The 26,942-nt window shown below is 56.5% G+C and carries 20 protein-coding genes; 14 read left to right on the plus strand and 6 right to left on the minus strand.

All coding sequences use genetic code 11. The features are described 5' to 3' along the window. Positions 1-161: 161 nt before the first annotated feature. From ACA069_RS15180 to ACA069_RS15200, 5 genes are read right to left on the minus strand one after another with little or no spacing between them, the layout of a single operon-like run. Entirely contained in the window at positions 162-539 is a 378-nt protein-coding gene (locus ACA069_RS15180; RefSeq protein WP_401263995.1) for a response regulator, read from the minus strand. Positions 540-583: 44 nt separating this feature from the next. Next, positions 584-1,798 (minus strand): hybrid sensor histidine kinase/response regulator, encoded by a 1,215-nt coding sequence (locus ACA069_RS15185; protein WP_497614082.1) that lies wholly within the window; start codon positions 1,796-1,798, stop codon positions 584-586. Next, positions 1,792-2,385 carry a chemotaxis protein CheB gene (locus ACA069_RS15190; RefSeq protein WP_497614084.1) on the minus strand — a complete coding sequence of 198 codons (594 nt, stop codon included), beginning with the start codon at positions 2,383-2,385 and terminating at the stop codon, positions 1,792-1,794. The genes ACA069_RS15185 and ACA069_RS15190 overlap by 7 nt, the downstream gene beginning before the upstream one ends. After that, the gene (locus tag ACA069_RS15195) at positions 2,382-3,215 is read right to left on the minus strand and encodes a CheR family methyltransferase (RefSeq protein WP_187678970.1); all 834 of its coding nucleotides are present in this window, start codon (positions 3,213-3,215) and stop codon (positions 2,382-2,384) included. Before ACA069_RS15195 ends, ACA069_RS15190 begins: the two co-directional genes overlap by 4 nt. Further along, positions 3,215-6,712: a response regulator gene (locus tag ACA069_RS15200; protein ID WP_497614087.1), complete on the minus strand. Its 3,498-nt coding sequence runs from the start codon at positions 6,710-6,712 to the stop codon at positions 3,215-3,217. Before ACA069_RS15200 ends, ACA069_RS15195 begins: the two co-directional genes overlap by 1 nt. Positions 6,713-6,976: 264 nt before the next feature. Between ACA069_RS15200 and ACA069_RS15205 the strand changes: the two genes are divergently transcribed. The 14 genes from ACA069_RS15205 (at position 6,977) to ACA069_RS15270 (ending at position 25,205) form a co-directional block, all read left to right on the plus strand. Beyond that, a complete protein-coding gene (locus ACA069_RS15205; RefSeq protein WP_497614089.1) occupies positions 6,977-7,336 on the plus strand; it encodes a response regulator in 360 nt (119 codons plus the stop codon). A gap of 179 nt (positions 7,337-7,515) precedes the next feature. Further along, positions 7,516-11,343 (plus strand): M35 family metalloendopeptidase, encoded by a 3,828-nt coding sequence (locus ACA069_RS15210; RefSeq protein WP_497614090.1) that lies wholly within the window; start codon positions 7,516-7,518, stop codon positions 11,341-11,343. Between the two features lie 115 nt (positions 11,344-11,458). Beyond that, on the plus strand, positions 11,459-12,757 hold the full coding sequence (locus tag ACA069_RS15215) for a glycosyltransferase (protein WP_497614092.1): 1,299 nt from the start codon (positions 11,459-11,461) through the stop codon (positions 12,755-12,757). Positions 12,758-12,875: 118 nt separating this feature from the next. Next, the gene (locus tag ACA069_RS15220; RefSeq protein ID WP_497614094.1) at positions 12,876-13,766 is read left to right on the plus strand and encodes a phosphatidylinositol-specific phospholipase C domain-containing protein; all 891 of its coding nucleotides are present in this window, start codon (positions 12,876-12,878) and stop codon (positions 13,764-13,766) included. A 104-nt stretch (positions 13,767-13,870) separates the two neighbouring features. After that, complete coding sequence (locus tag ACA069_RS15225; RefSeq protein ID WP_497614095.1) at positions 13,871-14,782, plus strand: phosphatidylinositol-specific phospholipase C domain-containing protein; 912 nt, start codon at positions 13,871-13,873, stop codon at positions 14,780-14,782. A 93-nt stretch (positions 14,783-14,875) separates the two neighbouring features. Further along, the gene (locus ACA069_RS15230) at positions 14,876-15,781 is read left to right on the plus strand and encodes an AraC family transcriptional regulator (protein WP_489879562.1); all 906 of its coding nucleotides are present in this window, start codon (positions 14,876-14,878) and stop codon (positions 15,779-15,781) included. 319 nt (positions 15,782-16,100) lie between these two features. Further along, entirely contained in the window at positions 16,101-17,411 is a 1,311-nt protein-coding gene (locus ACA069_RS15235) for an ABC transporter substrate-binding protein (protein WP_401263978.1), read from the plus strand. A 153-nt stretch (positions 17,412-17,564) separates the two neighbouring features. Next, the gene (locus ACA069_RS15240; RefSeq protein WP_489879560.1) at positions 17,565-18,491 is read left to right on the plus strand and encodes a carbohydrate ABC transporter permease; all 927 of its coding nucleotides are present in this window, start codon (positions 17,565-17,567) and stop codon (positions 18,489-18,491) included. A gap of 8 nt (positions 18,492-18,499) precedes the next feature. Further along, complete coding sequence (locus ACA069_RS15245) at positions 18,500-19,330, plus strand: carbohydrate ABC transporter permease (RefSeq protein WP_489879559.1); 831 nt, start codon at positions 18,500-18,502, stop codon at positions 19,328-19,330. A gap of 33 nt (positions 19,331-19,363) precedes the next feature. Beyond that, entirely contained in the window at positions 19,364-20,467 is a 1,104-nt protein-coding gene (locus tag ACA069_RS15250; RefSeq protein ID WP_401263972.1) for an ABC transporter ATP-binding protein, read from the plus strand. A gap of 18 nt (positions 20,468-20,485) precedes the next feature. Then, positions 20,486-21,958, plus strand: a complete 1,473-nt coding sequence (locus ACA069_RS15255; RefSeq protein WP_497614096.1) for a mannitol dehydrogenase family protein — start codon at positions 20,486-20,488, stop codon at positions 21,956-21,958. Between the two features lie 132 nt (positions 21,959-22,090). After that, positions 22,091-23,587 (plus strand): xylulokinase, encoded by a 1,497-nt coding sequence (gene xylB / locus ACA069_RS15260; protein WP_497614098.1) that lies wholly within the window; start codon positions 22,091-22,093, stop codon positions 23,585-23,587. A gap of 13 nt (positions 23,588-23,600) precedes the next feature. Next, positions 23,601-24,539 carry a carbohydrate kinase family protein gene (locus ACA069_RS15265; RefSeq protein WP_497614100.1) on the plus strand — a complete coding sequence of 313 codons (939 nt, stop codon included), beginning with the start codon at positions 23,601-23,603 and terminating at the stop codon, positions 24,537-24,539. 45 nt (positions 24,540-24,584) lie between these two features. Next, positions 24,585-25,205: a transglycosylase SLT domain-containing protein gene (locus tag ACA069_RS15270; protein WP_497614102.1), complete on the plus strand. Its 621-nt coding sequence runs from the start codon at positions 24,585-24,587 to the stop codon at positions 25,203-25,205. Positions 25,206-25,384: 179 nt separating this feature from the next. Here ACA069_RS15270 and ACA069_RS15275 read toward each other — a convergent pair whose 3' ends face one another. Next, the gene (locus ACA069_RS15275; protein WP_497614104.1) at positions 25,385-26,686 is read right to left on the minus strand and encodes an OprD family porin; all 1,302 of its coding nucleotides are present in this window, start codon (positions 26,684-26,686) and stop codon (positions 25,385-25,387) included. Positions 26,687-26,942: the final 256 nt, after the last annotated feature.

Here is a 26,942-nt window from a genome sequence, read left to right on the forward strand (position 1 = left end):
CTGCGCGTACCGCAGCACCGCGAGGGTCGATTACGGCAAGCGTTGGCGTATGACGATGCATGAGCGGCGACCTCGACGTGGTTCACGAGGTCTTTATCAGCCGTGGAGGCGATCACGTCAACTGTCAGAAATTACAGGTCGGGCTTAGAAATAACGCGTTTTCAGGCCAGCAGCTCCTGAATCTTTTCCTGCAGCACGTCCAGATCGAACGGCTTTTCCAGAATAGGTGCCTTGAGCGTGATCGGGCTGCCGGTCTCGCGGATTTCCTGCGGGTAACCGCTGATGAAAATCACCTTCAAGTCGGGTCGCAGCTTCACGGCGGGCTCGGCGATCTGTACGCCGGAGATGCCGCCAGGCAAGCGGAAGTCGGTGATCAACAGATCCAAATGTGGCTTGCTCGCGAGGATTTCGAACGCCTGCTCGCCGTTTTCGGCTTCGAGCACGCGATACCCTTGATCCTTCAGATAAATCGACAGAATCATCAAGATATTCGGTTCGTCTTCGACGATAAGTACTACATCTTGTGCATCTACGCTCATGGGAAGCCTTTGTTCGGTCAATAGCTGCTGATACGACCGTGTGGTCACTCAGAGGTTGCGTCGGATTTGCCGTTTTCCTCTATCGGCAGACAAACGCGAAACAGGGCGCCCTCGTTGATTTCACTCTCGACGACGATTGAGCCGCCATGGGCGGCGACGATCTGCTCGGAAATGAACAGACCCAACCCGAGCCCGGCGACTACCGTCTTGGCGGAAACCCGTTCGAATTGTTGGAAAATACGCTTTTGGTTCTCTTCGCTGATGCCGATCCCGTGATCCTGAACCTCGACCCGAGCTTCGTTGCCTTGGCGGTAGACGCGCACCTGAATCAAGCTTCTGCCGCCATAACGCAGCGCATTGGTCAGCAGATTGGAAATGACCTGCTCGATGCGGAACTCATCCCAGCAACCTTCCAACGGCATGTCCGCTTCGAAGCTGACCGTCGTTTCCGCTGCTTCGATCTGCTGCGCAAAGTTTTGCAGCAGATTGCCCACCAACTGCACCAGATCGAAACGGTTAGGCCGGATCGACAACTTGCCGGTACGTATCCGGGAGACGTCGAGCATGTCTTCGATCAGCCGGATGAGGCTTTTGATCTGGCGCTCGTCGCGGTCGACCATCGCGTGCATCTTGTCGAGGGTGAACGCCGCCGCGTTATCCCGCGCCAAGTGCATCTTGCGCAATTGGGTTTCGAGTATCAGGCCATTGAGGGGGGTGCGCACTTCGTGGGCGACGATTGACATGAAGTCATCGCGCATCCGCACGGCTTGCTCAAGCTCCGACTGCGTACTCTGCAACTGTTGCAACAGCGCTTCCTGCTCGCGACGCGCATGTTCCAGCGCTTCGACCTGTTGCTTCATGGCCTTGCTCTGTCGGTACAGATCGACGAAAACGTTGACCTTGCTCTTGACCGCGTGGATATCCAGCGGCTTGTGCAGAAAGTCCACTGCCCCGCTCTCATAGCCCTTGAACGCATAGTTCAGTTCACGACCGGCAGCGCTGACAAAAATGATCGGGATGTTCTTGGTCTTCTCGGTGCCGCGCATCAACTCGGCCAGTTCGAAGCCGTTCATGCCCGGCATCTGCACGTCGAGAATGGCCATGGCGAATTCGTGTTGCAGTAGCAGCGACAATGCTTCGTCTGCCGACAGCGCCTTATAGACGGTGCGGTCTTCGCGTTTGATCAGCGCTTCAAGAGCCAGCAGGTTCTCGGGCAGATCGTCGACGATCAGCAGTTTTGCCTGGATATTACTCAGCATGCGATTCGTTCCAGCTCGACAAGCAGACGGCCGATGCCGTGGATGGGTAAAACATGATCCGGCTGCCGGATTTTCAGGGCAGCCAGAGGCATGGTGGCGACTTGGGCGTCGGCGGGATCCTGGACGATGGTCAGTCCGCCGTGGCGTTTGACTTGTGCCAGTCCGCGCGCGCCATCTTGGTTGGCACCGGTCAACAGCACAGCTGCCAGTTTCGGGCCATAGGCGTCGGCGGCGGACTCGAACAAGTAGTCAATCGACGGCCGGGAATGATGGTTGCGATCCTCCTGGCTCAACGACAGGCTGCGATCCTGCTCCACCGACAGGTGATAACCGGGCGTGGCGAAATACACCGTGCCCGCCTCGATAACCTGCTTGTCCGTGGCCTCCTCGACTGGCAACGCCAGACGCCGGGCGAATACCTCGGCCAACTGGCTGCGGCGCTCTTCCGGCAGGTGCAGCACGATGATGATCGGCAGCGCAAAACCTTTGCCCAGCGGCCCAAGCAGGTTTAACAAGGCTTCAACGCCACCGGCGGAAGCCCCGACCACAATAGCCTCGATTCGAGGCAGATCCGCAATGTCGTTCATGATTTGCGGTAGATCCGTTCTTGTTTCACCAGCGGTTCGAACTGGTTTGCATAGCTGGAAAAATCCAGCGTCTCTTTGCTGCCGAGCACCAGAAAACCGCGATGACACAGGGATTCATGGAACAGTCCGAACGCTCGATCCTGCAGCTTCTTGTTGAAATAGATCAACACGTTACGGCAGGAAATCAATTGGGTTTCGGAGAACACGCTGTCGGTGGCCAGACTGTGGTCGGCAAACGTCACGTTCTCGCACAGACTCTTGTCGAAAATCGCATAGCCATAGGCCGCGGTGTAATAGTCGGCAAATGATCGCTGCCCACCGGCCTGTTGATAGTTGGCGGTATAGGCACGGACGTTTTCCATTGAAAATATCCCCTGCTTGGCCTTGTCCAGCGAGCGCGGATTGATATCGGTGGCGTAAATGATCGTGCGATCGAGCAGACCCTCTTCGCGCAGCAGAATCGCCATCGAATAGACCTCCTCACCCGTGCTGCACCCGGCGATCCAGATCTTGATCGAAGGATAGGTTCTGAGCAGTGGCACCACTTCCTTGCGAATGGCCAGGAAGTGCGACGGATCGCGAAACATCTCGCTGACCGGAATCGTCAACAACTGCAACAACTGCATAAACGCCGTCGGGTCGTGCAGGACTTTTTCCTGCAACGCCGAAATCGTCGCGCATTCGAATTGACCCAACGCGTGTTGGACCCGGCGCTTGATTGAAGCGCCGGAGTAATCGCGAAAATCGTAGCTGTACTTGAGGTAGATCGCCTCGATCAACAGCCGTAATTCGATTTCACTGTTTCGTTCCGCTGGATGATTGCGTTCCACTAAATGCGTTCCATCTTCGGTAACCACACGCGAATCAGCGAGAACAGGCGATCCAGATCAATGGGCTTGGCCAGATAATCGTTGGCGCCCGCCTGCAGGCAGCGCTCCTGATCGTCCTTCATGGCCTTGGCCGTGACCGCAATAATGGGCAGTTTGCGCCAGCGCGGGTCCTTGCGGATTTCGATGGTGGCTTCGAAACCATCCATCTCCGGCATCATCACGTCCATCAACACCAGATCGATGTCTTCGACTTCATTCAGTTTTTCAATCGCTTCACGGCCATTACGCCCGATCACCACGACTGCGCCTTTGGTCTCCAGGGCACTGGTCAGGGCGAAGATGTTGCGCACATCGTCGTCCACCAGCAGCACTTTGCGACCCTCGAAAACCTTGTCGCGGCTGCGCGCGGTCTTCAGCATCTTCTGCCGCTCATGGGACAACTGCGATTCAACTTTGTGCAGAAAGAGTGTGACCTCATCGAGCAGACGCTCCGGTGAGCGTGCGCCCTTGATAATGATCGAGCGCGAGTACTTGCGCAGGTCGGCCTCTTCATCGCGCGTCAGGTTACGACCGGTATAAACGATGACCGGCGGGAACGAGCAGATATCTTCGGTGGACATGCGCTTGAGCAGGTCATTACCGAGCATGTCCGGCAGCTTCAGGTCGATGACCATGCAGTCATAGATCGTCGTACGCAGTTTCTCCAGCGCGTCCTGCGCCAGACCGACAGCCGTGATCTCGATGTCGTCATCGCCGATCAGCCGCGCAATGCTCTCGCGCTGCAGATCGTCGTCTTCAACCAGCAACACGCGTTTGACCTTCTGGGTCAGCTTGGCTTCCAGACGGGCGAACACGTCCTTGAGCTCTTCGCGGGTGGTCGGTTTGACTGCATAGCCAATGGCGCCCATGTGCATCGCCGCTTCGACCCGATCCTCGACCGAAATCACGTGCACGGGGATGTGGCGGGTTTCGGCGTGTTCTTTCAAACGCTGCAACACAGTCAATCCGGAGTGATCCGGCAGACGCATGTCGAGCAAAATGGCATCCGGCACGAACTCGCGGGCCAGGTCATAACCTTCGTCTGCGCCATGGGCAACCAGGCACTGATAACCCAGTTCGTGCGCCAGATCGTAGAGGATATGCGCAAAGTTCGGCTCATCTTCCACTACCAGAATGCAACGGGTGGCGAACGGTGCCTTGTCGCGGTCGTCGGCAAAGCGCGGGATGTGAACCGGCGCCAGAGGCGAAACCACCACCGCAGGCGCTACGGTCGCCGTCACGGTCTGGACTGGCGGAGTGAAGGTCAATGGCGCTTTCGATACATCAGTGGACTCGTTGTACTGCTGCGGCAATACCAGCGTGAACACACTGCCCTGCCCCGGTGCGCTGCTGACGCTGATCGAGCCGCCCAGCAAGGTCGCCAGATCCCGCGAGATCGAAAGGCCCAGCCCGGTACCGCCGTATTTGCGGTTGGTGGTGCCATCGGCCTGACGGAACGCTTCAAAGATGCTTTCCTGCTGATCCGCGGCAATGCCGATGCCCGAATCGCGCACGATGAACGCAATGCGATCATTCGGCTGGCCGCTGATGGTCAGGCTCACCGTGCCCTGCTCGGTAAATTTCACGGCGTTGGACAGCAGGTTTTTGATCACTTGTTCCAGACGTTGACGGTCGGTAAACAGTGTCACCGGCGCATCCGGGAGCAACTCCACGCTGAAGGTCAGTCGTTTGTCGGCCGCCAGCGGTTCGAACACGCTGCGCAGGCCATCGGCCAGACGCGCCACGCTGGTGATTTCCGGGATCACTTCAAGCTTGCCGGCCTCGACCTTGGAAATATCGAGAATGTCGTTGATCAGGTTGAGCAGATCGTTGCCGGCGGAGTAGATCGACTCGGCAAACTTGACTTGTTCGGCACTGAGATTGTCCTGCGGGTTTTCCGCCAGCAACTTGGCCAGGATCAGCGAACTGTTCAGCGGCGTGCGCAGTTCGTGGGACATATTGGCGAGGAACTCGGACTTGTACTTGCTTGAGCGCTGCAACTCTTCGGCGCGCTCTTCGAGTTGCACCTGCGCCTGATTCAGTTCGGTGTTCTTCAGATCCATGGCATCGCGCTGCTCGGCCAAGGTCTGCGCCTGTTCCGCGAGTTGTTCGTTGGTCTGTTCCAACTCGACTTGCTGGGTTTCCAAGTGCGCTTGGGATTCCTTGAGGATCCGCGACTGTTCCTCCAACTCTTCGTTGGCAGTCTTCAACTCTTCCTGCTGCACCTGCAACTCTTCGTTGAGCTGCTGGGTTTCGGCCAGCACTTCCTGCAAACGCTGACGATAACGCGCCGCTTCGATGGAAGTGCCGACGTTGCCGGCAATCAATTCAAGCAGCTCGATATCGCGGTCGTTGAGCGGACGCAGGAAACCCAGTTCGATCACGCCGTTGACCCGTTCGTCATCGCTGGTCGGCACGACCACAACGCTGCGCGGCAGGCCTTCGCCGAGTCCGGAGCTGACCTTGAAGTAATCCGACGGTACCGAATCGAGACGGATAAGCCGCGCCTGCTGCGCGACCTGACCGACAATACCTTCGCCGCTGTAGATCGACTGGTCCTGATCTTCCTGTTCGCGAGAAAACCCATAAGTCGCCACACGTTTGAGGCCACCGTGCTCTTCGCGCACGTACAACGCCGCTACGGCCGTGCCAAGGTATTGCGCGCAGAACTGCAGAATGTTGCGACCGAGCAGATTGAGCGTCAGTTGCCCCAGCACCTGTTCGGCCAACTCGGTCTGCCCGTTGCGCAGCCAGGCTTGCTGTTCCAGACGCTCGGCACTGGCCTGCTGCGCCGCCAATGTGGCGCCGTAGCTTTCGGACAGATTGACCAGGTCTCGCCGACCGATGTACGCCAGCAATGCGCTGATGCCTGCAACAAACAGCAGATAAAGGGTGATGCTCCAGATCGTGGTGCGGCGCACTTCTTCATTGCGCGTGGTGCGCAACTGCTGCTCCATGTCGATGACGTCTTCGAACTGCTTGCGAATCTCGTCGGTCAGGCGCTTGCCACGTCCAGCCTTCACGGCACCGCGATAATCCCCGCTGCTGCGCTGCAAATCGATCATCGATTGTGCATAGGTCGCCCACTCGGTCTGCAACGCCTGGAGACGGCGCAAACGGTCGGTCTGCACAGGGTTGTCGGCGGTCAGTTCGAGCAAGGTATTGAGCGCCACGGCAATACGCGGCTTGGCCGTCTCGTAGGGATCAAGGAAGTGCTCGTCGCCGCTCAGCAGAAAACCGCGCATGCCGGTTTCCAGGTCCACGGTGAGTTTCACCGCTTCGTTGGCGTTATTGATCACCCGGTCGGTGTGTTCAACCCACTGAATGACCGACAGCAGATACGTGATCAGCGAAACGAAGAACACGGCACTGAGCACACCAACACCCAGCGGCAGGCTGATGTTGCGACTCAGGAGTTTGCGAAACCGTTGCTCATCAACCGAAGACGGAGAGGACATGGGGCAGCCTTGTCGAACTGTTGAAAACCCGAGAGTTTGCCCCAACAAGCGGCGTGGATCCATTTTTCTCACAGCTTTGGCAGCAAATTCCTACATTTGCTCGCGTCTAGAGCCACGCCAACAGTTATCCTTGCCTGTCCCTTTGCAGTGAATGTTTTTTGTATCAAACCGGGAACTTGTGGCCATGCGCCACTTACTCATGCATGAGCCCGGCAGATTCGACCGGCCGATACCCCTGAATTTCTATCTTTGAGAGCCTCTATTATGTCCACCCCAGCGTCCATCATCCTTGTAGTAGAAGACGATGCCATTGTGCGCATGCTGATCGTCGATGTGCTGGAGGAGCTGGAGTACAAGGTGCTGGAGGCTGACGGCAGCGAACAGGCGCTGGAGTTTCTCAATGATAAGGACCAGAACATTGATTTGATGATGACCGATGTAGGTTTGCCGGGTATGGATGGTCGTGAGTTGGCGAATCAGGCACGCATCGTGCGCCCCGCCCTGCCAATCCTGTTTGCCAGTGGTTACGCTGAAAGTATCGAAGTGCCCGAAGGCATGCATGTCATCGGCAAACCCTTTTCGATCGATCAATTGCGCGACAAAGTAAAAAACATCATTCAATAAATAACTCAACGGACCGCCCCTTTCAAACAACTTCAAGGGGCAGTCCGGTCTCATATTTTCGCGAATAAAACTTAAGCTGGCGAGCTGTTGAAAAACACACTCACATAATGCTTCTTGATAAACACGCTCCAACAAAAGAGGATCACTCAAACATACAAACCAACATAAACGAATTTATTATGACCCTAAAACATTCAAACTCCCTGAATCAACGTTACTTATCCCGACCTGCCCCTTCTTCTAACCTCCACCGTGAATACGTTGCATGCGATAACCGCGAACGAGAGGAAGTGATATATAAACTCAAGCAGCGCTCAGAACATCTTGCTCCTTCGCAAAGAATTTCACTGGAAGGCGCAAAACTTTCTGTGGAGTCGGGATCGTCACTTGAAGACGCCCTGCTTCCCGGCAGGCAACTGTTGCAACGGATGTCCGAACAAGATTCCTTCAAAAGACTGGTGGGCAAGCTAAGACTTTCCGAGTACTCAGACTTTGAAGTGACCGCTGAAGGCGAAATAAATGCAAAGCACTCCGGTGATATCACGAGTTTTGCTAACGCCTTCAAACTTTCCCCCGATCTGAAAGACGATCTGCAGATACTGGTTGAAATGGCCCATTTGACCGGTGGCAAAATTTCCACCGCAGACGAAGTTGATTTAGCACAATGGCTGGCTTTCCACGGTTACTTGATACCTCACCATGCCGCCGACGTTTCCCGGTTACTGGCATTCATGCAAGCCGCCCCTCCTGCAAGCCCAGAGTTGAGCAACTATTGGGAAATGATAAAGACTGGAGAAGGCAACTCGGCGACGCTTTCTGCAACTGAGCGCAGTGAGTTCCGCAAACTCATCGCCAGTTACATCAAGGATCAATCGTTACTGGAGCATTTGTCGGAGAGCATTTTTGGCGGACGAACTACGCCCTTCACACGTGCCGAGGCTGAGGACATTATTAAGGCACTTGTTTCCAGCCCCATCGCTGCTGACTGGGCCGACGCTTACGTACGGGATCTTGGCTGGTACGGCGCGCGCGACAACCAACCGCAATCGGAAACGTCGCGCAAGCAGGTTGTCCTGACTTCGCTGCTGCTCAATCTTCATCCTCAAGTTGGCGAAGATGTACCGCGAAATCATGTTGCCGGTTTCGATTTGTATGCTGCCAAGCATATGGAAAAATCCTTCGCCGAGATTCAAACCGATTTCGAGAATCACCTGATCGAGCATCACAGGGTGAGTAAAAAGAATGCAGCATTGGCCGCTCACTTACTGCTGGCGGAGCCTGCGCCGGAATTTCTGGTCAAAGGTCTACCTGCCACCCTGCTAGTGGGAACGCCGCAATGCGTGGAATTTTGTCGAATCGTGGCGGTGCAAGAAATCATAGCGCCAGGCTCGACTCGATCCATGACTTACGCGCAATTGCAGCAACTTTCGACACTGGAACCAGTGACCGAATCACGCAAGTTGCTCGACGCTTTGGCCGCCGTGGATCCTGTGATTGATTGGGCAGTGCTCAACAAAATCGTCACGCCTGATGACGTCGAAAAATCAGTCACTGACTCACTGACAGTCGCCACGGACGCCTACGCCCGACATGCGAGGACGCTTGCCGAAAACGCTGAAACACTGACGCGTCAACTGCCAACCCGCAAAAGCGTCGCACTGGATATCCTCAAGCAGGTCGCCAAGGGCTGCACTTATCTTGAAAGCGACGTCCTTCAGCAAACGCGCAATCGACCGCTGGAAGACGCTTACATTTCGCTAAAAATGTCACCTGTCGAGTTGCATATGTCCAACGATCTGGCGACCGGCAATTGGGATTTGAAAAAAGGGGAAAGCATCTATACAGCGTTCCCCAACATGCGCCGTAATCTGGTTTCTCCCGACGATGAGTTCTACCGTCAGTTCAATCGGGCCTATCTGGCGCATGCGCAAGCGATGAATACGCATTTGAAGCAAGCATTTACTTCAATGCCATTGCTCGACCGGATTCGATTGCTCAAGGGCAAGGTGACGATGTTCACCGTCAGGCCCTCGGTCGCCAGACTCCAATCGATTACCGGTATCTCCGCCAATCCTATCGCGGCGACCCTTGACGCCATTCTGAAAACGACTGAGCGCAAACCGACGGAAAGTCATAAAGAAATAGATGAAGCAAAGGGTCGCTACGGCGTAGTGGTCTGCAGCGAGTTCGAAGGCCGGGTGACCTGTTACGAATTATTCACGCTGCACGGCGTCTGTCGCGAAAACACCGAGTTGGCCAAGCTTGTGCAAAGGGAAAACCTGTTGAGCGCTCCCGCTCGCAGCAATGAGACGAATTACTCTGCGCCTGCGAAAATTCATCAACTGCCGATGAACATCGAGTGTTATACCCATGGTGTAACGCCCGGTCTCGTGGACGTCAGTTCGGGGGTGATCGACAAAGTTGCCGAGTTGTCAGCCGTCGCGCCGCTGGAGCCAATAAATGGGTACTACCAGAGTTTCTACTCGACAGAGTTCGACCGTCTGGTGAACTTCGTACTCAAGCACAGACCCGTCGCGACTTACGATGAGTTGGTTAAAGAGTGCTGGGGCCAGACCCGGCTTGAAGCATTGCGTGCAAAACGGGAAAAGGACCTGGACACGCTCCTCAACTTTGTCGTGCCCTTCAAGTCATGCATCGAAGATCTCGGTTCAGGCGACATCGAGCGACAATTGGACGGAGCCAAGGCGTGCACGCTGGAAGCCGCGATGACCGTTCTGTTAGTGGTCGGAGCCATCGCAAAGATTGCCAGCCTGGCCGCCACGAGCATGAGTATCGCCACCAAGGCCAGCAAGATAGCTTCCACAGGCGCTGGATTGGTCAGCAACTTGCTCAATCCGCTGGATGGCGCAACCGATTTGCTTGTGAATGGTGCCAAACTTTTGCGCAAAGGTTGGCACAGCGGTGTGGCTGCACTCGAAAACGCTATTTACGATGCACGCAAATGGTCGGGAAAGACGCCCTATCACGCACTTTCGAAGGCTGTCGATCCAGACACTATCCGCCTGGGCATCCGACAAACTGCGCAAGAATCCGCAGACGTGTTCCAGGTTTGGGGCATACGCCACAGTGATGAATGGTACGCGTTGAACCGTTTGGGCGAACCATGGGGAGCCAAAATGGACAGTCTGAATTACAAGTTCAAACTGCCTTCCCTACCTTGGCGCAAGCTCATGCCAAAAAGTTACACCCAACGGTATTTGAAAAAAGCAATCCCCGCCGCCAAAACCAAACTCAACAATGCCATCGCCTTGTTGGGCGACTCGGAATGGGAATTCGAAGTTCGCAAGATTCTTACTTATTTGTTTGGCACTGGGTCTGACGAAGCCGTAAAGCACATCGGGTCGAGACTGCAGGCAATGCGCAAGGATCTGGATGCTTTCACGCTCGCCAACGTATCATTCAAAAGGACCGATGTGCCTGCGGTGGCAGCCTTGCATGTGCCCGATTACAAACGATGGAAAAAGGCAGTCGTCAAGGGCACCGTACATCAGGAATCAATCAAAAGGTTCATCAAGATTTTTCCGGAACATCTGGATGATCTATATCGCACATCCAAATACGACGAAACCCGGATAGCGGATGTTCTGATCCATGAGATGTCCCATGGCGCACCCGGCACACTCGATCTGTATTACGGAAAGACCCTGGAACACGCGCAAACCGATGTGGCTTCCCTGATTGATCTCGCACGAAACCCGCGCATGGTCGATCCGACGTTCTCAAATCCTTACAGAACAGTGAGCACGGACAGCTTCACCCATCTGCATCAGTTTGATTCCATTCGTCCGAGTCTTCCGACTTTGATTCAGAAGCACCCGGCTCTGTACAACGCAGAATCTTACGAAGTAGCGGTTTCTTTGATTAATCAAATCAAATCCGATCCAGCTGGATTTGGCATAAACATGTCGACCATCGAATCAGCGCTGAAAAATTCCGCAGCCGAACCATTCCTCGGCACTCTGGGCCTCAACCTGGGCAAAGCGTAGGTCGTACCTGTATTTCCGCCACCGGGCCTGATTGATAACCGGGTGCAAGCAACCACCACTGTGGTTTAATTGCGCCCGTTTTTCGCCCCCGCTTTGCTGCATAGGATCACCGCTAATGACTCAGCCCGTCACCAAAGTCCTGGTCATCGGATATGTCTGGCCCGAACCGCGCTCGTCCGCCGCCAGTGGCCACGTCATGCAGATCCTCGAAACGTTTTTGCAACAGGGTTGGGACATCACCTTCAGCAGCCCCGCCGGCCCCGGCGAGCATAAAGCGGATCTGGCAGTGCTGGGTATTCGCGAAGTATCCATTGAACTCAACAACAGCAGTTTCGACGTGTTCATCAGTGAACTGGCGCCGGATATTGTGCTGTTCGACCAGTTCATGATGGAGGAGCAGTTCGGCTGGCGGGTTGAGAAGCACTGCCCCGAAGCCCTGCGTGTGCTCGAAACCTCCGACCTGCAGAGCCTGCGGCATGCCCGCCATCAGCGGCTCAAGGATCGCCTGAAAGCCAACAGCGATCAGGATGACTTCAGCGAGCTGTTTGCGCCTGCACTGCGCGAAGAGTTTGAATTGATGGCCGATACAGATCTGGCCAAACGTGAAATCGCGGCGTTGTACCGTTGCGATCTGAACCTGATGATCTCCGAAGTTGAAATCGAGTTGCTGGTCGAGCAATTCGGCTTGCCGCGTCAGTTGTTGCATTGGTGTCCACTGATGGTTGAACTCCCTTCGGCACCCGCGCGGGCATTTGCCGATCGCGAGCATTTCCTGAGCATCGGCAACTTCCGTCACGCGCCCAACTGGGATGCCGTGCTGTGGATGAAAACCACGGTCTGGCCACTCATTCGTCAACAATTGCCGGATGCGCATTTGCATATCTATGGCGCCTACACGCCGCCCAAGGCCACGGCTTTGCACAACGCCGCGCAGGGTTTTCACATCATGAACTGGGCCGAAGATGCGTTGCAGGTCATGTCGGCTGCACGGGTGTGCCTGGCGCCGTTGCGTTTCGGGGCCGGGATCAAGGGCAAACTGGTTGATGCGATGCTGTGCGGCACCCCAAGTGTCACGACGCCGATCGGCGCCGAAGGCATGTATGGCGACCACCCTTGGCCTGGCGCTGTCGCACACAACGCATGTGATATCGCCGACAGTGCCGTTCGGTTGTATAAGGATCAAACACTTTGGCAAGCGGCTCAGCAGGCAGGAACCATGTTGCTCAGCGAGCGCTATCAATACGCTGTACACGGTCAGGCACTTATTGAAAAACTGCGCTATTGCCAGCAGCATTTACAAATACTTAGAACCAGCAATTTTACCGGAAGCATGTTGCGCCACCATTTTCATAAAAGCACTCAATACATGTCGCAGTGGATTGAAGCAAAAAACCGCCATTCACCTACTGACTGAATAGATAACTTTACCCCGTACACGACTTGCATTAAAACAAGCATTGGCCAAACAAGTATTAAGCACTATAAACATCCTGCGCGCACAACTTAAATACTACTTAACGCAGGATAAACAAATGAATAACACCCAGCATGAAACCTCGCCTCTTCATCGGTGGATGGCCGCAACTCCACAAATCAACAACTTGTCACTGTTCGAACTGACCATACCAGGAGCCCATAATGCCGGCTGTGACTGGAAAGCCTCTTACGCATTGTTCCCAGGCAAAAACCTGACTGCATGCCAGGATGATTCTTTCTATTCACAACTCCATCTTGGCGCCAGAGCTCTGGATGTTCGACTGGTTTACAATGCCAAAGCACAAGGCTTTAATCAGTTTCGCTTTCAGCACAACGGGTTCCTTTCTTCTCGAAACCTTGAAGACCTTGTACGAGACGTCAACAAGTTTCTTGAGGACAATCCGGAAGAATTCATCATTCTGGACTTTCATAAACTGGAGAAAGGTGACGCCGAATTCAATCACGCCAAATTCAGGGATCTGATGCTCGAACATCTCGGCAAACGGATGATTCCTTCTCACAATATACATATGACGCTGGGGCAACTGAAACAAGCAAGCCCCCTGCAACGCATTCTGGTAGCGGCGTCCATGACGTGGGACACAAACGACAACAGGTTCAACTCGCCGATCGGCCACAAATGGATCGGTGAAAAAATCGTTACCACCAGTGATCTGCACGGCTACATTACAAAAGTGATGAGCGAACCTATGAGCAGGCTACGCCTCTGGTCTTTATCAGCGACGACTTTTAGTATTGGTCCCCAGCGAATTCTCAATGATCTGGACAACTGGTTCTCCCCTGCCAGATCGGACTGGGCCCAAAAGTGCAACATCATCAATTTCGACTTCATTAAAGACTCGAACATCGTGTTCTATTGCCAATCGGCCAACATTGACAAAGCCAATAAGAAATCGCTGATAGCACCTCGTGTGCAAGCAGATTAAGTTCACTGTGTGAGCACTCCTTTACGAATTGATGGACGACCAAACGGGTCGTCCATCCTCTAATGCCATTACGATTTCCAGTATGTCCACACAGGATTCAGCAAATGCATGATCTTGACCTTCAACACTTCCAGCCCAATCGATGGATGGCCGCCACACCGCAACTCGATAACTTGTCATTATTCGAGATGACTTTACCGGGCACGCATAATGCCGGTTGTGATTGGGAGGCCTCTTACAACCCCTCGATCGCCGCAAACTGGGCGGTCTGCCAGGATGTGCCTTTTTATTCCCAGCTCAATCGCGGTGCCAGGGCACTTGATCTGCGATTGGTGTATGACAGCCACGCCACAGGGCTGGCGAAATTCCGATTCTTTCATGACAAGGTCTGGTCATCGCGCACATTGGAAGATCTCATTCGTGATCTCAAAGGTTTTCTCGAGCGCAGTTACGATGAATTTATCGTCCTTGACTTTCACGAGTTAAGGGACGGTGACACGCCCTTCGACTTCAAGTACTTCAACGACGTGATGTTGCAACATCTCGGCGAGTACATAATCCCTGAAAAAAACAAACATCTGAGCCTCGGCGAATTGAAGAACATCAGCCGAATGCAACGTTTGCTGGTGGCAACCCCCTCTCATTCCAACATCGACGGGCAGTGGTTTTGCCACCAGGTGATTCATAAGTGGGCGGGTAACGCCTATGTTCTGGAAACCCTGTTGCCGACGTTTACGCTACAAAACTACCTGACCGAGGTGATGAAGAGGCCGCCTTCGAGAACCCTGCTGTGGTCGCTTTCGGCAGCCATCTGGAATGCAACCGGCCCTCAACGGATTTATGAAAAGCTCGACGCCTGGTTTGATCCGGCGAACAGTGATTGGGCGCAAAACTGCAACATCATCAATTTCGACTTCATTAAAAATTCGAACATCGTGTTGTTTTGCCAGCAAGCCAATCTGCAGAAAGCGATTGCGAAGTCCACGGCAACGCTTCACCTGCAGCACGTTGGCTGAACCTGCGCAACGGATGTCCATCGCGGCAAACTGGCGCACGGCAGGACAAACGAGGCATGATCGCAAGGCTCCTACGAAAAGAAGCTACCCGCCATGACCCGAACTGCCCGCGTGACCGACCCTTCATACGAGTTGATGGATGACCACAACGGGTTGTCCATCATCTACCGCCAGCATGGTTTCCCCTGCCCACTGGTGCGCTGGCATTTCCACAAGGAATACGAACTGCATCTGATCGTCGCCAGCTCTGGCAAAGTGTTCATAGGCGACTACATCGGCAACTTCTATCCCGAGACCCTGTTTCTGACGGGTCCCAATCTGCCGCACAACTGGATCAGCCAGGTGGCCGAAGACGAAGTGGTGGAAAAGCGCGACATGCTCGTCAATTTTACCGATGAGTTGTTCGAGAGCGGCCATCAGGTATTCGCTGAACTCCGAACGCTTGCACCGCTCTTGGAGCGCGCTCAGTACGGCATCGAATTCCGCTGCAAGCGTACGATCCGTCAAGCCATGACGTTGATGCAGCGTATCGCCGATACTCAAGGCATCACCCGGCTCGGGCACTTCTTCATCCTGATGGAGTTGCTCGCCGCCAGCGATGATTTCCAGTTGTTGTCCGGCGCCACCACGCCGCAACTGGCCGATGAACACAACATCGATCGCACCAACCGCGCCGTTGATTACATCTTCAGCCACTACGCCCGGGATATTTCGCTGGAAGAAGTCGCCGAGCATCTGGGCATGACGCCGACGTATTTCAGTCGCGTGTTCAAACAGGCGACCGGGCGCAACTTCATCGAATTCGTCAATCGTTTGCGCATCAGTAAGTCCTGCGAACTGCTGGCGGACGGCGATAAACCGGTGACCGATGTGTGCTTTGAGTCGGGTTTCAACAATATTTCCAACTTCAATCGGCGCTTCCAACAGCTCAAGGGCATGACGCCTTCACACTATCGGCGCCTCGCTGTACAACGCCTCACCGAACAAAATCATATTTAAAGCCAAGATCAAAAGATCGCAGCCTTCGGCAGCTCCTACACCGATCCCTGTAGGAGCTGCCGAAGGCTGCGATCTTTTGATTTGTGCTTTGAACACCCTGAAAACCTGTACACATTCGATAGCTCAGTTTCGCTGTAAACCCCTTCCCTGTGTTTCTTCACGCAAAGCTCAGTGCAAAAAAGTATTGATAAAAGTGCGATGGATGATTTGTCAGTCTGTCGATTGAAGGCTGTAATCAGTGCACATTCTTCCTGCACAGGAAGACACAAAAACAATAACTGTCCTTCTGCCCCCTCTGGGTTCAGAAAAGGAGTGCACGATGCAACCCACTGCAAAAGCTCTGCTTGCCCTCACCTGCATGACCCTCAGCAGCGTCAGCCTTGGCGCCCAGACCCTGACCATCGCCACCGTCAACAACAGCGACATGATCCGCATGCAAAAACTCTCGAAAACCTTCGAGACCGAGCATCCGGACATCAAGCTCAATTGGGTGGTGCTGGAAGAGAACGTCCTGCGCCAGCGCCTGACCACCGACATCGCCACCCAGGGTGGCCAGTTCGATGTGTTGACCATCGGCATGTACGAAGCGGCACTGTGGGGCGGCAAGGGTTGGCTGGAACCGATGAAGGATCTGCCGGCCAGTTACGCCCTCGACGATGTATTCCCGTCAGTGCGAGAAGGCCTGTCGGTCAAGGGTTCGCTCTACGCCCTGCCGTTCTATGCCGAAAGCTCGATCACCTATTACCGCACCGACCTGTTCAAGGATGCCGGCCTGACCATGCCCGAGCGTCCGACCTGGGAACAGATCGCAGGCTTCGCCGAAAAACTCACCAACAAGGATAAGGAACAGTACGGCATCTGCCTGCGTGGCAAGGCTGGCTGGGGCGAGAACATGGCGTTGGTCACCACGGTCGCCAACGCCTATGGCGCACGCTGGTTCGATGAGCAGTGGAAGCCGGAATTCAGCGGCCCCGAGTGGAAGAACGCGCTGAATTTCTACGTCAACACCATGAAAAAATCCGGCCCGCCGGGAGCTTCCAGCAACGGCTTCAACGAGAACCTCGCCCTGTTCAACAGCGGCAAGTGCGCGATCTGGGTTGACGCTTCCGTCGCCGGCTCATTCGTGACCGACAAGACCCAGAGCAAGGTCGCCGATCACGTCGGCTTCACCTTCGCACCGCATCAGGTCACAGATAAAGGTTCGGCGTGGCTGTATTCCTGGGCGCTGGCGATTCCTGCCAGCTCCAAGGCCAAGGATGCGGCAAAAGAGTTCAGCGCCTGGGCGACTTCCAAGGAATACGGTGAACTGGTGGCCAAAACCGACGGCATCGCCAACGTACCGCCAGGCACTCGCGCCTCGACTTACAGCGACGCCTACATGAGCGCTGCGCCGTTCGCCAAGGTGACCCTCGAGTCGTTGAAAGCTGCAGACCCGAGCAAACCGACGCTGAAACCGGTGCCTTACATCGGCATTCAACTGGTGACCATTCCTGAATTCCAGGGGATCGGCACCCAGGTCGGCAAGTCCTTCTCGGCAGCGCTGATCGGCCAGACCACGGTCGACCAGGCGCTCACCGCCGCGCAGCAAACCACCGAACGCGAGATGAAGCGCGCCGGTTATCCCAAGTAACCCGTAAAGCTCGCTCCTGCCTCCTGTGGGAGCGAGCCTGCTCGCGAAGGCGTCTTTCCAGCCAATACACATGGCACTGACCCACCGCTTTCGCGAGCAGGCTCGCTCCCACATGGGATCTCCATAGGTCTGTATGACTCGGTTGTGATCACCATGAATACTTCAACTGCCAAAGCCCACATCGACCTCGCCAAGCCACAGCGCAAAAACCGCGTAGCCAATCCCGGCTGGTTTCTGGTCAGCCCTTCGGTGGCCCTGCTGCTGCTGTGGATGATCGTGCCACTGGGCATGACCCTTTACTTTTCGATGATCCGCTACAACCTGCTCAACCCTGGCGAAAACGAGTTCGTCGGGTTTGAGAACTTCTCCTACTTCCTGACCGACTCGGGCTTCATGCCCGGCGCCACCAATACGCTGTTGCTGGTCGGCAGTGTGCTGCTGATCAGCGTGGTGTTGGGCGTGTTGATCAGCGCACTGCTGGAGGCCAGTGAATTCCTTGGTCGCGGCATCGTGCGGGTCATGCTGATCTCGCCGTTTTTCATCATGCCCACGGTCGGCGCGCTGATCTGGAAAAACCTGATCTTCCATCCGGTGTCCGGGATCCTCGCCTACATCTGGAAACTGTTCGGCGCGCAACCGGTGGACTGGCTGGCGCACTACCCGCTGCTGTCGATCATCATCATTGTCTCGTGGCAATGGCTGCCCTTCGCGATCCTGATCCTGATGACCGCCATGCAGTCCCTCGACCAGGAACAGAAAGAAGCCGCGCGCCTGGATGGCGCAGGCCCGATCGCGATCTTCTGGCACCTGACCCTGCCGCATCTGGCCCGGCCGATTGCCGTGGTGGTGATGATCGAAACAATCTTCCTGCTGTCGGTGTTTGCCGAGATTTTCACCACCACCAACGGCGGCCCCGGCTACGCCTCGACCAACCTCGCCTACCTGATCTACAACCAGGCGCTGGTGCAGTTCGACGTCGGCATGGCGTCGGCGGGCGGCTTGATTGCCGTGGTCATCGCCAACATCGCCGCGATCATTCTGGTGCGGATGATCGGCAAAAACCTGACTGACAAAGCCTGAGGCCCGCCATGACTCTTCAACAATCCCGCCGGCTGCAAAGCCTGCTGCTCGGCACCTTGGCCTGGGCCATCGCGATCGTGATTTTCTTCCCGATCTTCTGGATGGTGATGACCAGTTTCAAAACCGAAATCGACGCCTTCGCCACGCCGCCGCAGTTCATCTTCACGCCGACGCTGGAGAACTACCTGCACATCAACGAGCGCAGCGACTACTTCAGCTTTGCCTGGAACTCGGTGGTGATTTCCTTCAGCGCCACAGCTCTGTGCCTGCTGATCGCAGTGCCGGCGGCCTATTCGATGGCGTTCTACGAAACCCAGCGCACCAAAGGCACGCTGCTGTGGATGCTGTCGACCAAGATGTTGCCGCCAGTGGGCGTGCTGATGCCGATCTACTTGCTGGCCAAGAGTTTCGGCCTGCTCGACACGCGCATTTCACTGATCGTGATCTACACGCTGATCAACCTGCCGATCGTGGTCTGGATGATTTACACCTACTTCAAGGACATCCCCAAAGACATCCTCGAAGCCGCCCGCCTCGACGGCGCCACGCTGTGGCAGGAAATGGTTCGCGTACTGCTGCCGATCGCCAAGGGTGGCCTTGCCTCGACCGTGCTGCTGTCGCTGATCCTGTGCTGGAACGAGGCCTTCTGGTCGCTGAACCTGACCTCCTCGAAAGCCGCGCCGCTGACCGCGCTGATCGCCTCGTATTCAAGTCCCGAAGGATTGTTCTGGGCCAAGTTGTCGGCGGTGTCGACCCTGGCCTGTGCGCCGATCCTGATCTTCGGCTGGATCAGCCAGAAACAACTGGTGCGCGGCCTGTCGTTCGGCGCCGTGAAATAGCCCTCAAAGAATAAGCACAAAAGGAGCGCCACCATGGCCAACCTGAAAATCAAGAATCTGCAAAAAGGCTTCGAAGGTTTTTCCATCATCAAGGGCATCGACCTTGAGGTGAACGATAAGGAATTCGTGGTCTTCGTCGGCCCGTCCGGCTGCGGCAAATCCACCCTGCTGCGCCTGATCGCCGGCCTGGAAGAAGTCAGCGGCGGCACCATCGAACTCGATGGCCGCGACATCACTGAAGTCAGCCCGGCCAAGCGCGATCTGGCGATGGTGTTCCAGACTTACGCGCTGTATCCGCACATGACCGTGAAAAAGAACATGTCGTTCGCCCTCGATCTGGCCGGCGTACCGAAAGCCGAGGTTGAGAAAAAAGTCGGCGAAGCCGCACGCATTCTTGAACTGGGGCCGATGCTTGAGCGCAAACCGAAGCAGCTCTCTGGTGGTCAGCGCCAGCGTGTCGCCATCGGCCGCGCGATTGTGCGCAACCCGAAAATCTTCCTGTTCGACGAACCGCTGTCCAACCTCGACGCCGCACTGCGGGTGCAAATGCGTCTGGAACTGCTGCGCCTGCACAAGGACCTGCAAGCGACCATGATCTACGTGACCCACGATCAGGTCGAAGCGATGACCATGGCTGACAAAGTCGTGGTGCTCAATGGCGGCAAAATCGAACAAGTCGGCTCGCCGCTGGACCTGTATCACAACCCGGCCAACCTGTTCGTCGCCGGGTTTCTCGGCACGCCGAAGATGGGCTTCCTCAAGGGCAAGATCGCCCGGGTCGATGGCCAAACCTGCGAAGTCGCACTGGACGCCGGCACCCGCATCACCCTGCCCTTCAACGCCGCCAACCTGGCCGTCGGCAGCGCCGTGACTCTGGGCATTCGCCCGGAGCATCTGGAACTGGCGCAACCGGGGGACTGCACCCTGCAAGTCACCGCCGATGTCAGCGAACGGCTGGGCAGCGACACCTTCTGCCACGTCAAGACCAACGCCGGCGAAGCGCTGACCATGCGCGTGCGCGGTGACCTGGCCAGCCGTTATGGCGAGCAACTGAACCTGTATCTGGACGCCGCCCACTGCCACTTGTTCGATGCCGAAGGTGTGGCACTGACCCGTCCGCTGCGTGCTGCGGCCTGATTTTTCGAGACTTGCCCAATGAACCTGAATAAACAAAACCTCAACCGCCTCGCCGCCGAAGTGAAACTGCCGGCCTACAGCCTCAGCGACACCCGTCAGGGCATCGCGCACATCGGCGTCGGCGGTTTCCATCGCGCGCATCAGGCGCATTACACCGATGCCTTGATGAATACCGGCGAAGCGCTGGACTGGGCGATTTGCGGGGTTGGCCTGCGCGCTGAAGATCGCCGCGCCCGCGACGATCTAAAGGAACAGGATTACCTGTTCACCCTGTTTGAACTGGGTGACAGCGACGACACCGAAGTGCGCGTGATCGGCGCGATTCGCGACATGCTGCTGGCCGAAGACAGCGCTCAGGCGTTGATCGACAAACTCGCCGATCCGCAGATCCGCATCGTCTCGCTGACCATCACCGAGGGCGGCTATTGCATCGACGACAGCAACGGCGAATTCATGGCGCATCTGCCGCAGATTCAGCATGACCTTGCCAATCCCGATGCACCAAAAACCGTGTTCGGCTTTTTGTGCGCGGCCCTGGAAAAACGTCGGGCGGCGGGCATTCCGGCCTTCACCGTAATGTCCTGCGATAACCTGCCGCACAACGGCGCCGTGACCCGCAAGGCATTGCTGGCATTCGCCACGCTGCGCAATAGCGACCTGTGCAGCTGGATCGACGCCAACGTCAGTTTCCCCAACGCCATGGTCGACCGCATCACGCCGATGACCAGCACCGCGCATCGCCTGCAACTGGCCGACAAACACGGCGTAGACGACGCATGGCCGGTGGTTTGCGAACCGTTTGTGCAGTGGGTGCTGGAGGACAAATTCGTCAACGGTCGCCCGGCCTGGGAAAAGGTCGGCGTGCAGTTCACCGACGACGTTTCGCCGTATGAAGAGATGAAGATCAAACTGCTCAACGGCAGCCATCTGGCGCTGACGTATCTGGGCTTTTTGAAGGGCTATCGCTTTGTCCACGAGACCATGAATGACCCGTTGTTCGTGCGTTACATGCGCGCTTACATGGATCTGGATGTCACGCCGCAACTGGCACCGGTGCCGGGCATCGATTTGACCGAGTACAAGAACACGCTGGTGGCGCGGTTTTCCAATCAGGCGATTGCCGATCAACTTGAGCGAGTGTGTTCGGATGGTTCGTCGAAGTTTCCCAAGTTCACCATTCCGACCATCAATCGGTTGATTGCCGATGGCCAGGAAACCAAACGCGCGGCGTTGGTGGTCGCGGCCTGGGCGCTTTACTTGAAAGGCGTGGATGAGAATGGCGATACGTATTCGATTCCGGATCCTCGGGCGGCGTTTTGTCAGGCGTTGGTGGCGGATGATGCGTTGATTACCCAGCGGTTGCTTGGGGTTGAAGAGATTTTTGGCACGGCGATTGCTCAGTCGGCAGAGTTTGTGGCGGCGTTCGAGTGGTGCTGTGACAGCTTGCGCGAGGTGGGGGTTTCGCAGACTCTGGAGCGGGTTCTGGTTTGAGTGATGCGGTGACTTTAATGACCCATTCGCGAGCAGGCTCGCTCCCACATTTTGAAATGCGTCCCCCTGTGGGAGCGAGCCTGCTCGCGAATCGCTTCACCGCGAAAGACCTGATCCCCTGAGGATATCCCAGTGACAACCCGACAACTCTTCCTCGGCATCGACTGCGGCACCCAAGGCACCAAAGCGATCATCCTCGATGCCGCCAGCGGTCAGGTGCTCGGCCAAGGCGCCGCCGCGCACACCATGATCAGCGGCGCCAACGGCCGCCGCGAACAAGCCACGCAACAATGGCTGGAAGCCTTCGCACTCGCCACCCGTCAGGCACTGTTGGCGGCGAATGTCGACGGCCAGTCAATCCTGGGCATCGGCGTATCCGGCCAGCAACACGGCCTGGTTTTGCTCGACGATCAAGGCGAAGTCCTGCGCCCGGCCAAGCTCTGGTGCGACACCGAAACCAGCGCCGAAAACGATCGACTGCTCAGCCATCTGGGCGGTGAAGCAGGTTCGCTGGAACGCCTCGGCGTGGTCATTGCACCGGGTTACACGGTGTCGAAACTGCTGTGGACCAAAGAGCAGCATCCGGAGGTGTTTTCGCGCATCGTCCGCATCCTGCTGCCCCACGACTACCTCAATTTCTGGCTCACCGGCCGTTCGTGCAGTGAATACGGCGACGCCTCCGGCACCGGCTATTTCAACGTGCGCACCCGTCAGTGGGATTTGCAGCTGCTGCGCGACATCGACGCCAGCGGTCGCCTGCAAGCCGCGTTGCCTGAGTTGATCGATGCGCATGAAGCCGTGGGCACGATCCTGCCGGCCATCGCCGAACACCTCGGCATCAACCGCAACGCACTGGTCGCAAGCGGCGGCGGCGACAACATGATGGGCGCCATCGGCACCGGCAATATTCAACCCGGTGCGATCACCATGAGCCTCGGCTCTTCCGGCACCGTCTACGCCTACGCCGACGCGCCGAAAGTCAGCCCGGACGCCTCGGTCGCGACCTTCTGCTCCTCCAGCGGCGGCTGGCTCCCGCTGATCTGCACGATGAACTTGACCAACGCCACGGGCGCGATTCGCGACCTGTTCGACCTCGATCTCGAGCAATTCAACGACCTCGTCGCTCAGGCACCGATTGGCGCCGAAGGCGTGAGCATGCTGCCGTTCCTCAACGGTGAGCGCGTCCCCGCCCTGCCCCATGCCACCGGCAGCCTGCACGGTTTGACGCTGGATAACCTGACCCAGGCCAATCTGTGCCGCGCCGCCGTCGAAGGCACGACCTTCGGCCTGCGTTATGGACTGGATTTGCTCCGTCAGAATGGTTTACAAAGCCGCAGCATTTGCCTGATCGGCGGCGGTTCGAAAAGCGCGGTGTGGCGACAGATCGTCGCCGACATCATGAACACGCCGGTGATCTGCACTGAACAAAGCGAAGCTGCCGCCCTTGGCGCAGCGATTCAAGCAGCGTGGTGCAAGTCATGGTCGAACGGTCACGAGGACACACTGGCCGACCTGTGCCAGCGCTGCGTGAAGCTCGACCTGAACAGTGAAACCCTGCCGGTCGCCGCCAATGTCGCGGCGTTTCAGCAGGCTTATGAACGCTATCAACAGCATGTCGCAACCCTATAAAGAGCAAACAATTATGTATTTGGTGTGTGGCGAAGCCCTGTTTGATTTTTTCAGCGAAGACGACGTCAGCGGTCTGGTATCGAAAGTGAATTTCAAGGCGATTGCCGGCGGCTCGCCGTTCAACGTCGCCGTGGGTTTGCGCCGTTTGGGCGTGGATTCAGCCTTGTTCGCCGGCCTGTCCACCGACTACCTCGGCCGCCGCTTGCAGCAAGTGCTTAAGGAAGAAGGCGTACGCCCGGACTTTCTGGTGGATTTCGCCGCGCCGACCACTCTGGCGATGGTCGCTGTCGGTGCCAACGGCTCGCCGCATTACAGCTTTCGCGGTGAAGGCTGTGCGGATCGGCAGCTGAATCCAAGCCATCTGCCGTCGCTGGGCGACGAGGTGCGCGGCTTGCACATCGGTTCGTATTCATTGGTGGTGCAGCCGATTGCCGACACCCTGCTCGCCTTGGTCCAGCGTGAAAGCGGCAAACGCCTGATCACCCTCGATCCCAACGTACGCCTCAATCCCGAGCCGAATATCGACTTGTGGCGCGAGCGAATCGCCACGCTGGTGCAACTGGCGGATCTGATCAAAGTCAGCGACGAAGACTTGAGCCTGCTCTATCCCGAACAGGATCCGCAGCGCGTCATCGACGGCTGGCTGGAACATCGCTGCCAAGTCGTTTTCCTCACTCGCGGTGGCGAAGGCGCGACCGTGTTCAGTCGCGCCCATGGCTCATGGTCGGTGCCAGCCTGCTCGGTGAAGATCGCCGATACCGTCGGTGCCGGCGACACCTTCCAGGCCGCGCTGATCACTTGGCTGACCGAGCACGGTCTGGACTCGGTTGATGGCGTGCAGCAACTCGGTCGCGAGCAAATCGACGGCATGCTCAAGTTCGCCGTGCAAGCCGCAGCGCTGACGTGCAGCAAGACCGGTCCGGATTTGCCCTATCGTCACCAATTGACCTGAGCGCGTAGACTGTCGCCCTTTTTCGCGCATGACGGATGACGGCTTTTGAATTCAGGGCAAACAGTTGGACTACTGGCACTCGCGGCGCTGTTGACGGGTTGCGGCACCTCGCCGCCCCGTTCGCCGGAAAACATCTGCGAGATCTTCCGGGAGAAAAGTGACTGGTACGACGCTGCGCAAGTCACGCAAAAGCGCTGGGGGGTGCCGATTCAGGTGCCGTTCGCGATCATGTATCAGGAATCCGGCTACCGTTACGACGCCAAGACCCCGCGTAAATACCTGCTCTGGGTAATTCCGTGGGGCCGGGTGTCGACCGCTTCGGGTTATGCCCAGGCCAAGGATGAAGTCTGGTCTGACTATCAGAAAAGCACCGGCAGAAACTGGGCAGACCGCGAAGACTTCGACGACGCCATCGACTTCGTCGGCTGGTACATGGACAAAACCACGTCGATCAATGGCGTCTACAAATACGACGCCTATGGCCAGTACCTCAACTACCACGAAGGCTGGGGCGGCTATCGCAACAAGACTTACGCCGCCAAAGCCTGGCTGATGCCGACGGCGCGCAAGGTGCAGAATCGCTCCGACATGTATGCCCAGCAATATGCCGGGTGCAAGGAAGATTTGAATCGCGGGTTCTGGAGCCGGTTCTGGCATTGGCTATAACACGGCCCCCTGTAGGAGCTGCCGCAGGCTGCGATCTTTTGACTTTGATTTTCACAAACAAGATCAAAAGATCGCAGCCTGCGGCAGCTCCTACATAGGGTTGGTGTGTTAAGCCGTCCTCCTTGTGGGAGCTAGCCTGCTAGCGATAGCGTCCGTTCAGACGCAAAACGCCCAACGGCTTACAACACCGAAAAGTTGTAACTCACAATCAACCGGGTCTCATCCACATCCCGGGCAAACTTTTCATAGTTGGTGCGGTAAGTCGCATTACGCAAACGCACACTCACATCCTTGAACGTGCCGGTCTGAATCACGTACTTCAACTCACTGTCGCGTTCCCACTCTTTACCTTCCTGATCGCTGCCCAATACCTTGATGTGATCACCGTTCACATAGCGAGTGAGGAAACTCAGGCCATTGATGCCGATCGCCTTGAAGTCATAGTCATAACGCAACTGCCAGGAGCGTTCCTGCGCGGCGGCGAAATCGTTGACCTGCACATAGTTGACCAGATACGGGTTGCTGCCATCGAGGTACGGCATCGAGTTGTCGCCGTTCATGCGCTGCCAACCGCCACTGAACGTGTGGCCTCTGATGGCGTAAGACAGCATGCCGCTCAACGCGCGGTTATCGATGGAACCGGCCCGTTCTGCGCCGCTGTCGGCACTCTTGATCAGGCGTACATCGGCCTTTAATACACCGCCGCCCAAAGGCTGATTACCCAACAGCCCGACGAAGTGCTGACGATAGATGTCCTCAAGTTCCGCGTAGTGATACTGCGCGGTCAGGCGATCATTGATCTTGTAGTCGAAGCCGTACATGTCGAAATGGTCGGCAGTGGTGTTGCACGCGTAGCGCTTGTTCTTGCAGTGCACGCGGATGTCTTGCGAGTCGGTGGAATCACGCGCGGTGTACTTGTCCAGACGCGCCGCCATAAACGTCAGATCCTTCACTTCTTTTGAAGTCAACATCGCACCGTTGAACATCGTTGGAAGCAAACGCCCGTCGTTGTACTTGAGCAACGGCAGATCCGGCAGCAGTGCGCCGTATTTCAGCACCGTATCGGACACCCGCACTTTGGCGGTCAACCCCAGCTTCGCGTACTGATCCTTCGAACCGCGCGGGTCCTGCCCGCTGGACGGCAGCAACCCGCTGTTGCTGCTGTCGGCGCTGGAATCGAGCTTGAAGCCGAGCATGCCAAGCGCATCGATACCGAAACCCACGGTGCCTTCGGTGTAACCCGATTGCAGATTGAGAATGAAACCCTGAGCCGACTCTTCGCGCTTGGACGCGCCTTGATCGTTGGACGTGTGCCCATCACGGAAATCGCGGTTGAAATACACCGTGCGCGATTCGATTTTCGCCGTGCTGTCTTCAAGAAAACCGCTGGCCTGAACCGGCGCGGTAAAACCGGCGCACAACACAACGGCTCCGAAGCCCAATGACAGGCGCGGGGTGATGAGGGGAAATGGGGGACGCATCAAAAACTCCAACAATGCAGCGTTTGCGCACAGGCGCAATAAGCCAGAAAAATAGCTCCCGTCCCGGGTCAATACTGAGCCGAGAGGAAGTGAACACGCGGGGGTGAGTTGCAATGATGGCAGATGGCTTTGACGTGCTACAGGCGACTCTAGTCTGAAACTGACCGGCAATTCTTTAGCGCATGGCCAGTTGATTGCACCTGAACTTTTGTCGTAAAAATCCAGCAAACGCCCGGATTCATTAGAAAAAAAGGCC

Source organism: Pseudomonas sp. LBUM1652 (assembly GCF_059716105.1).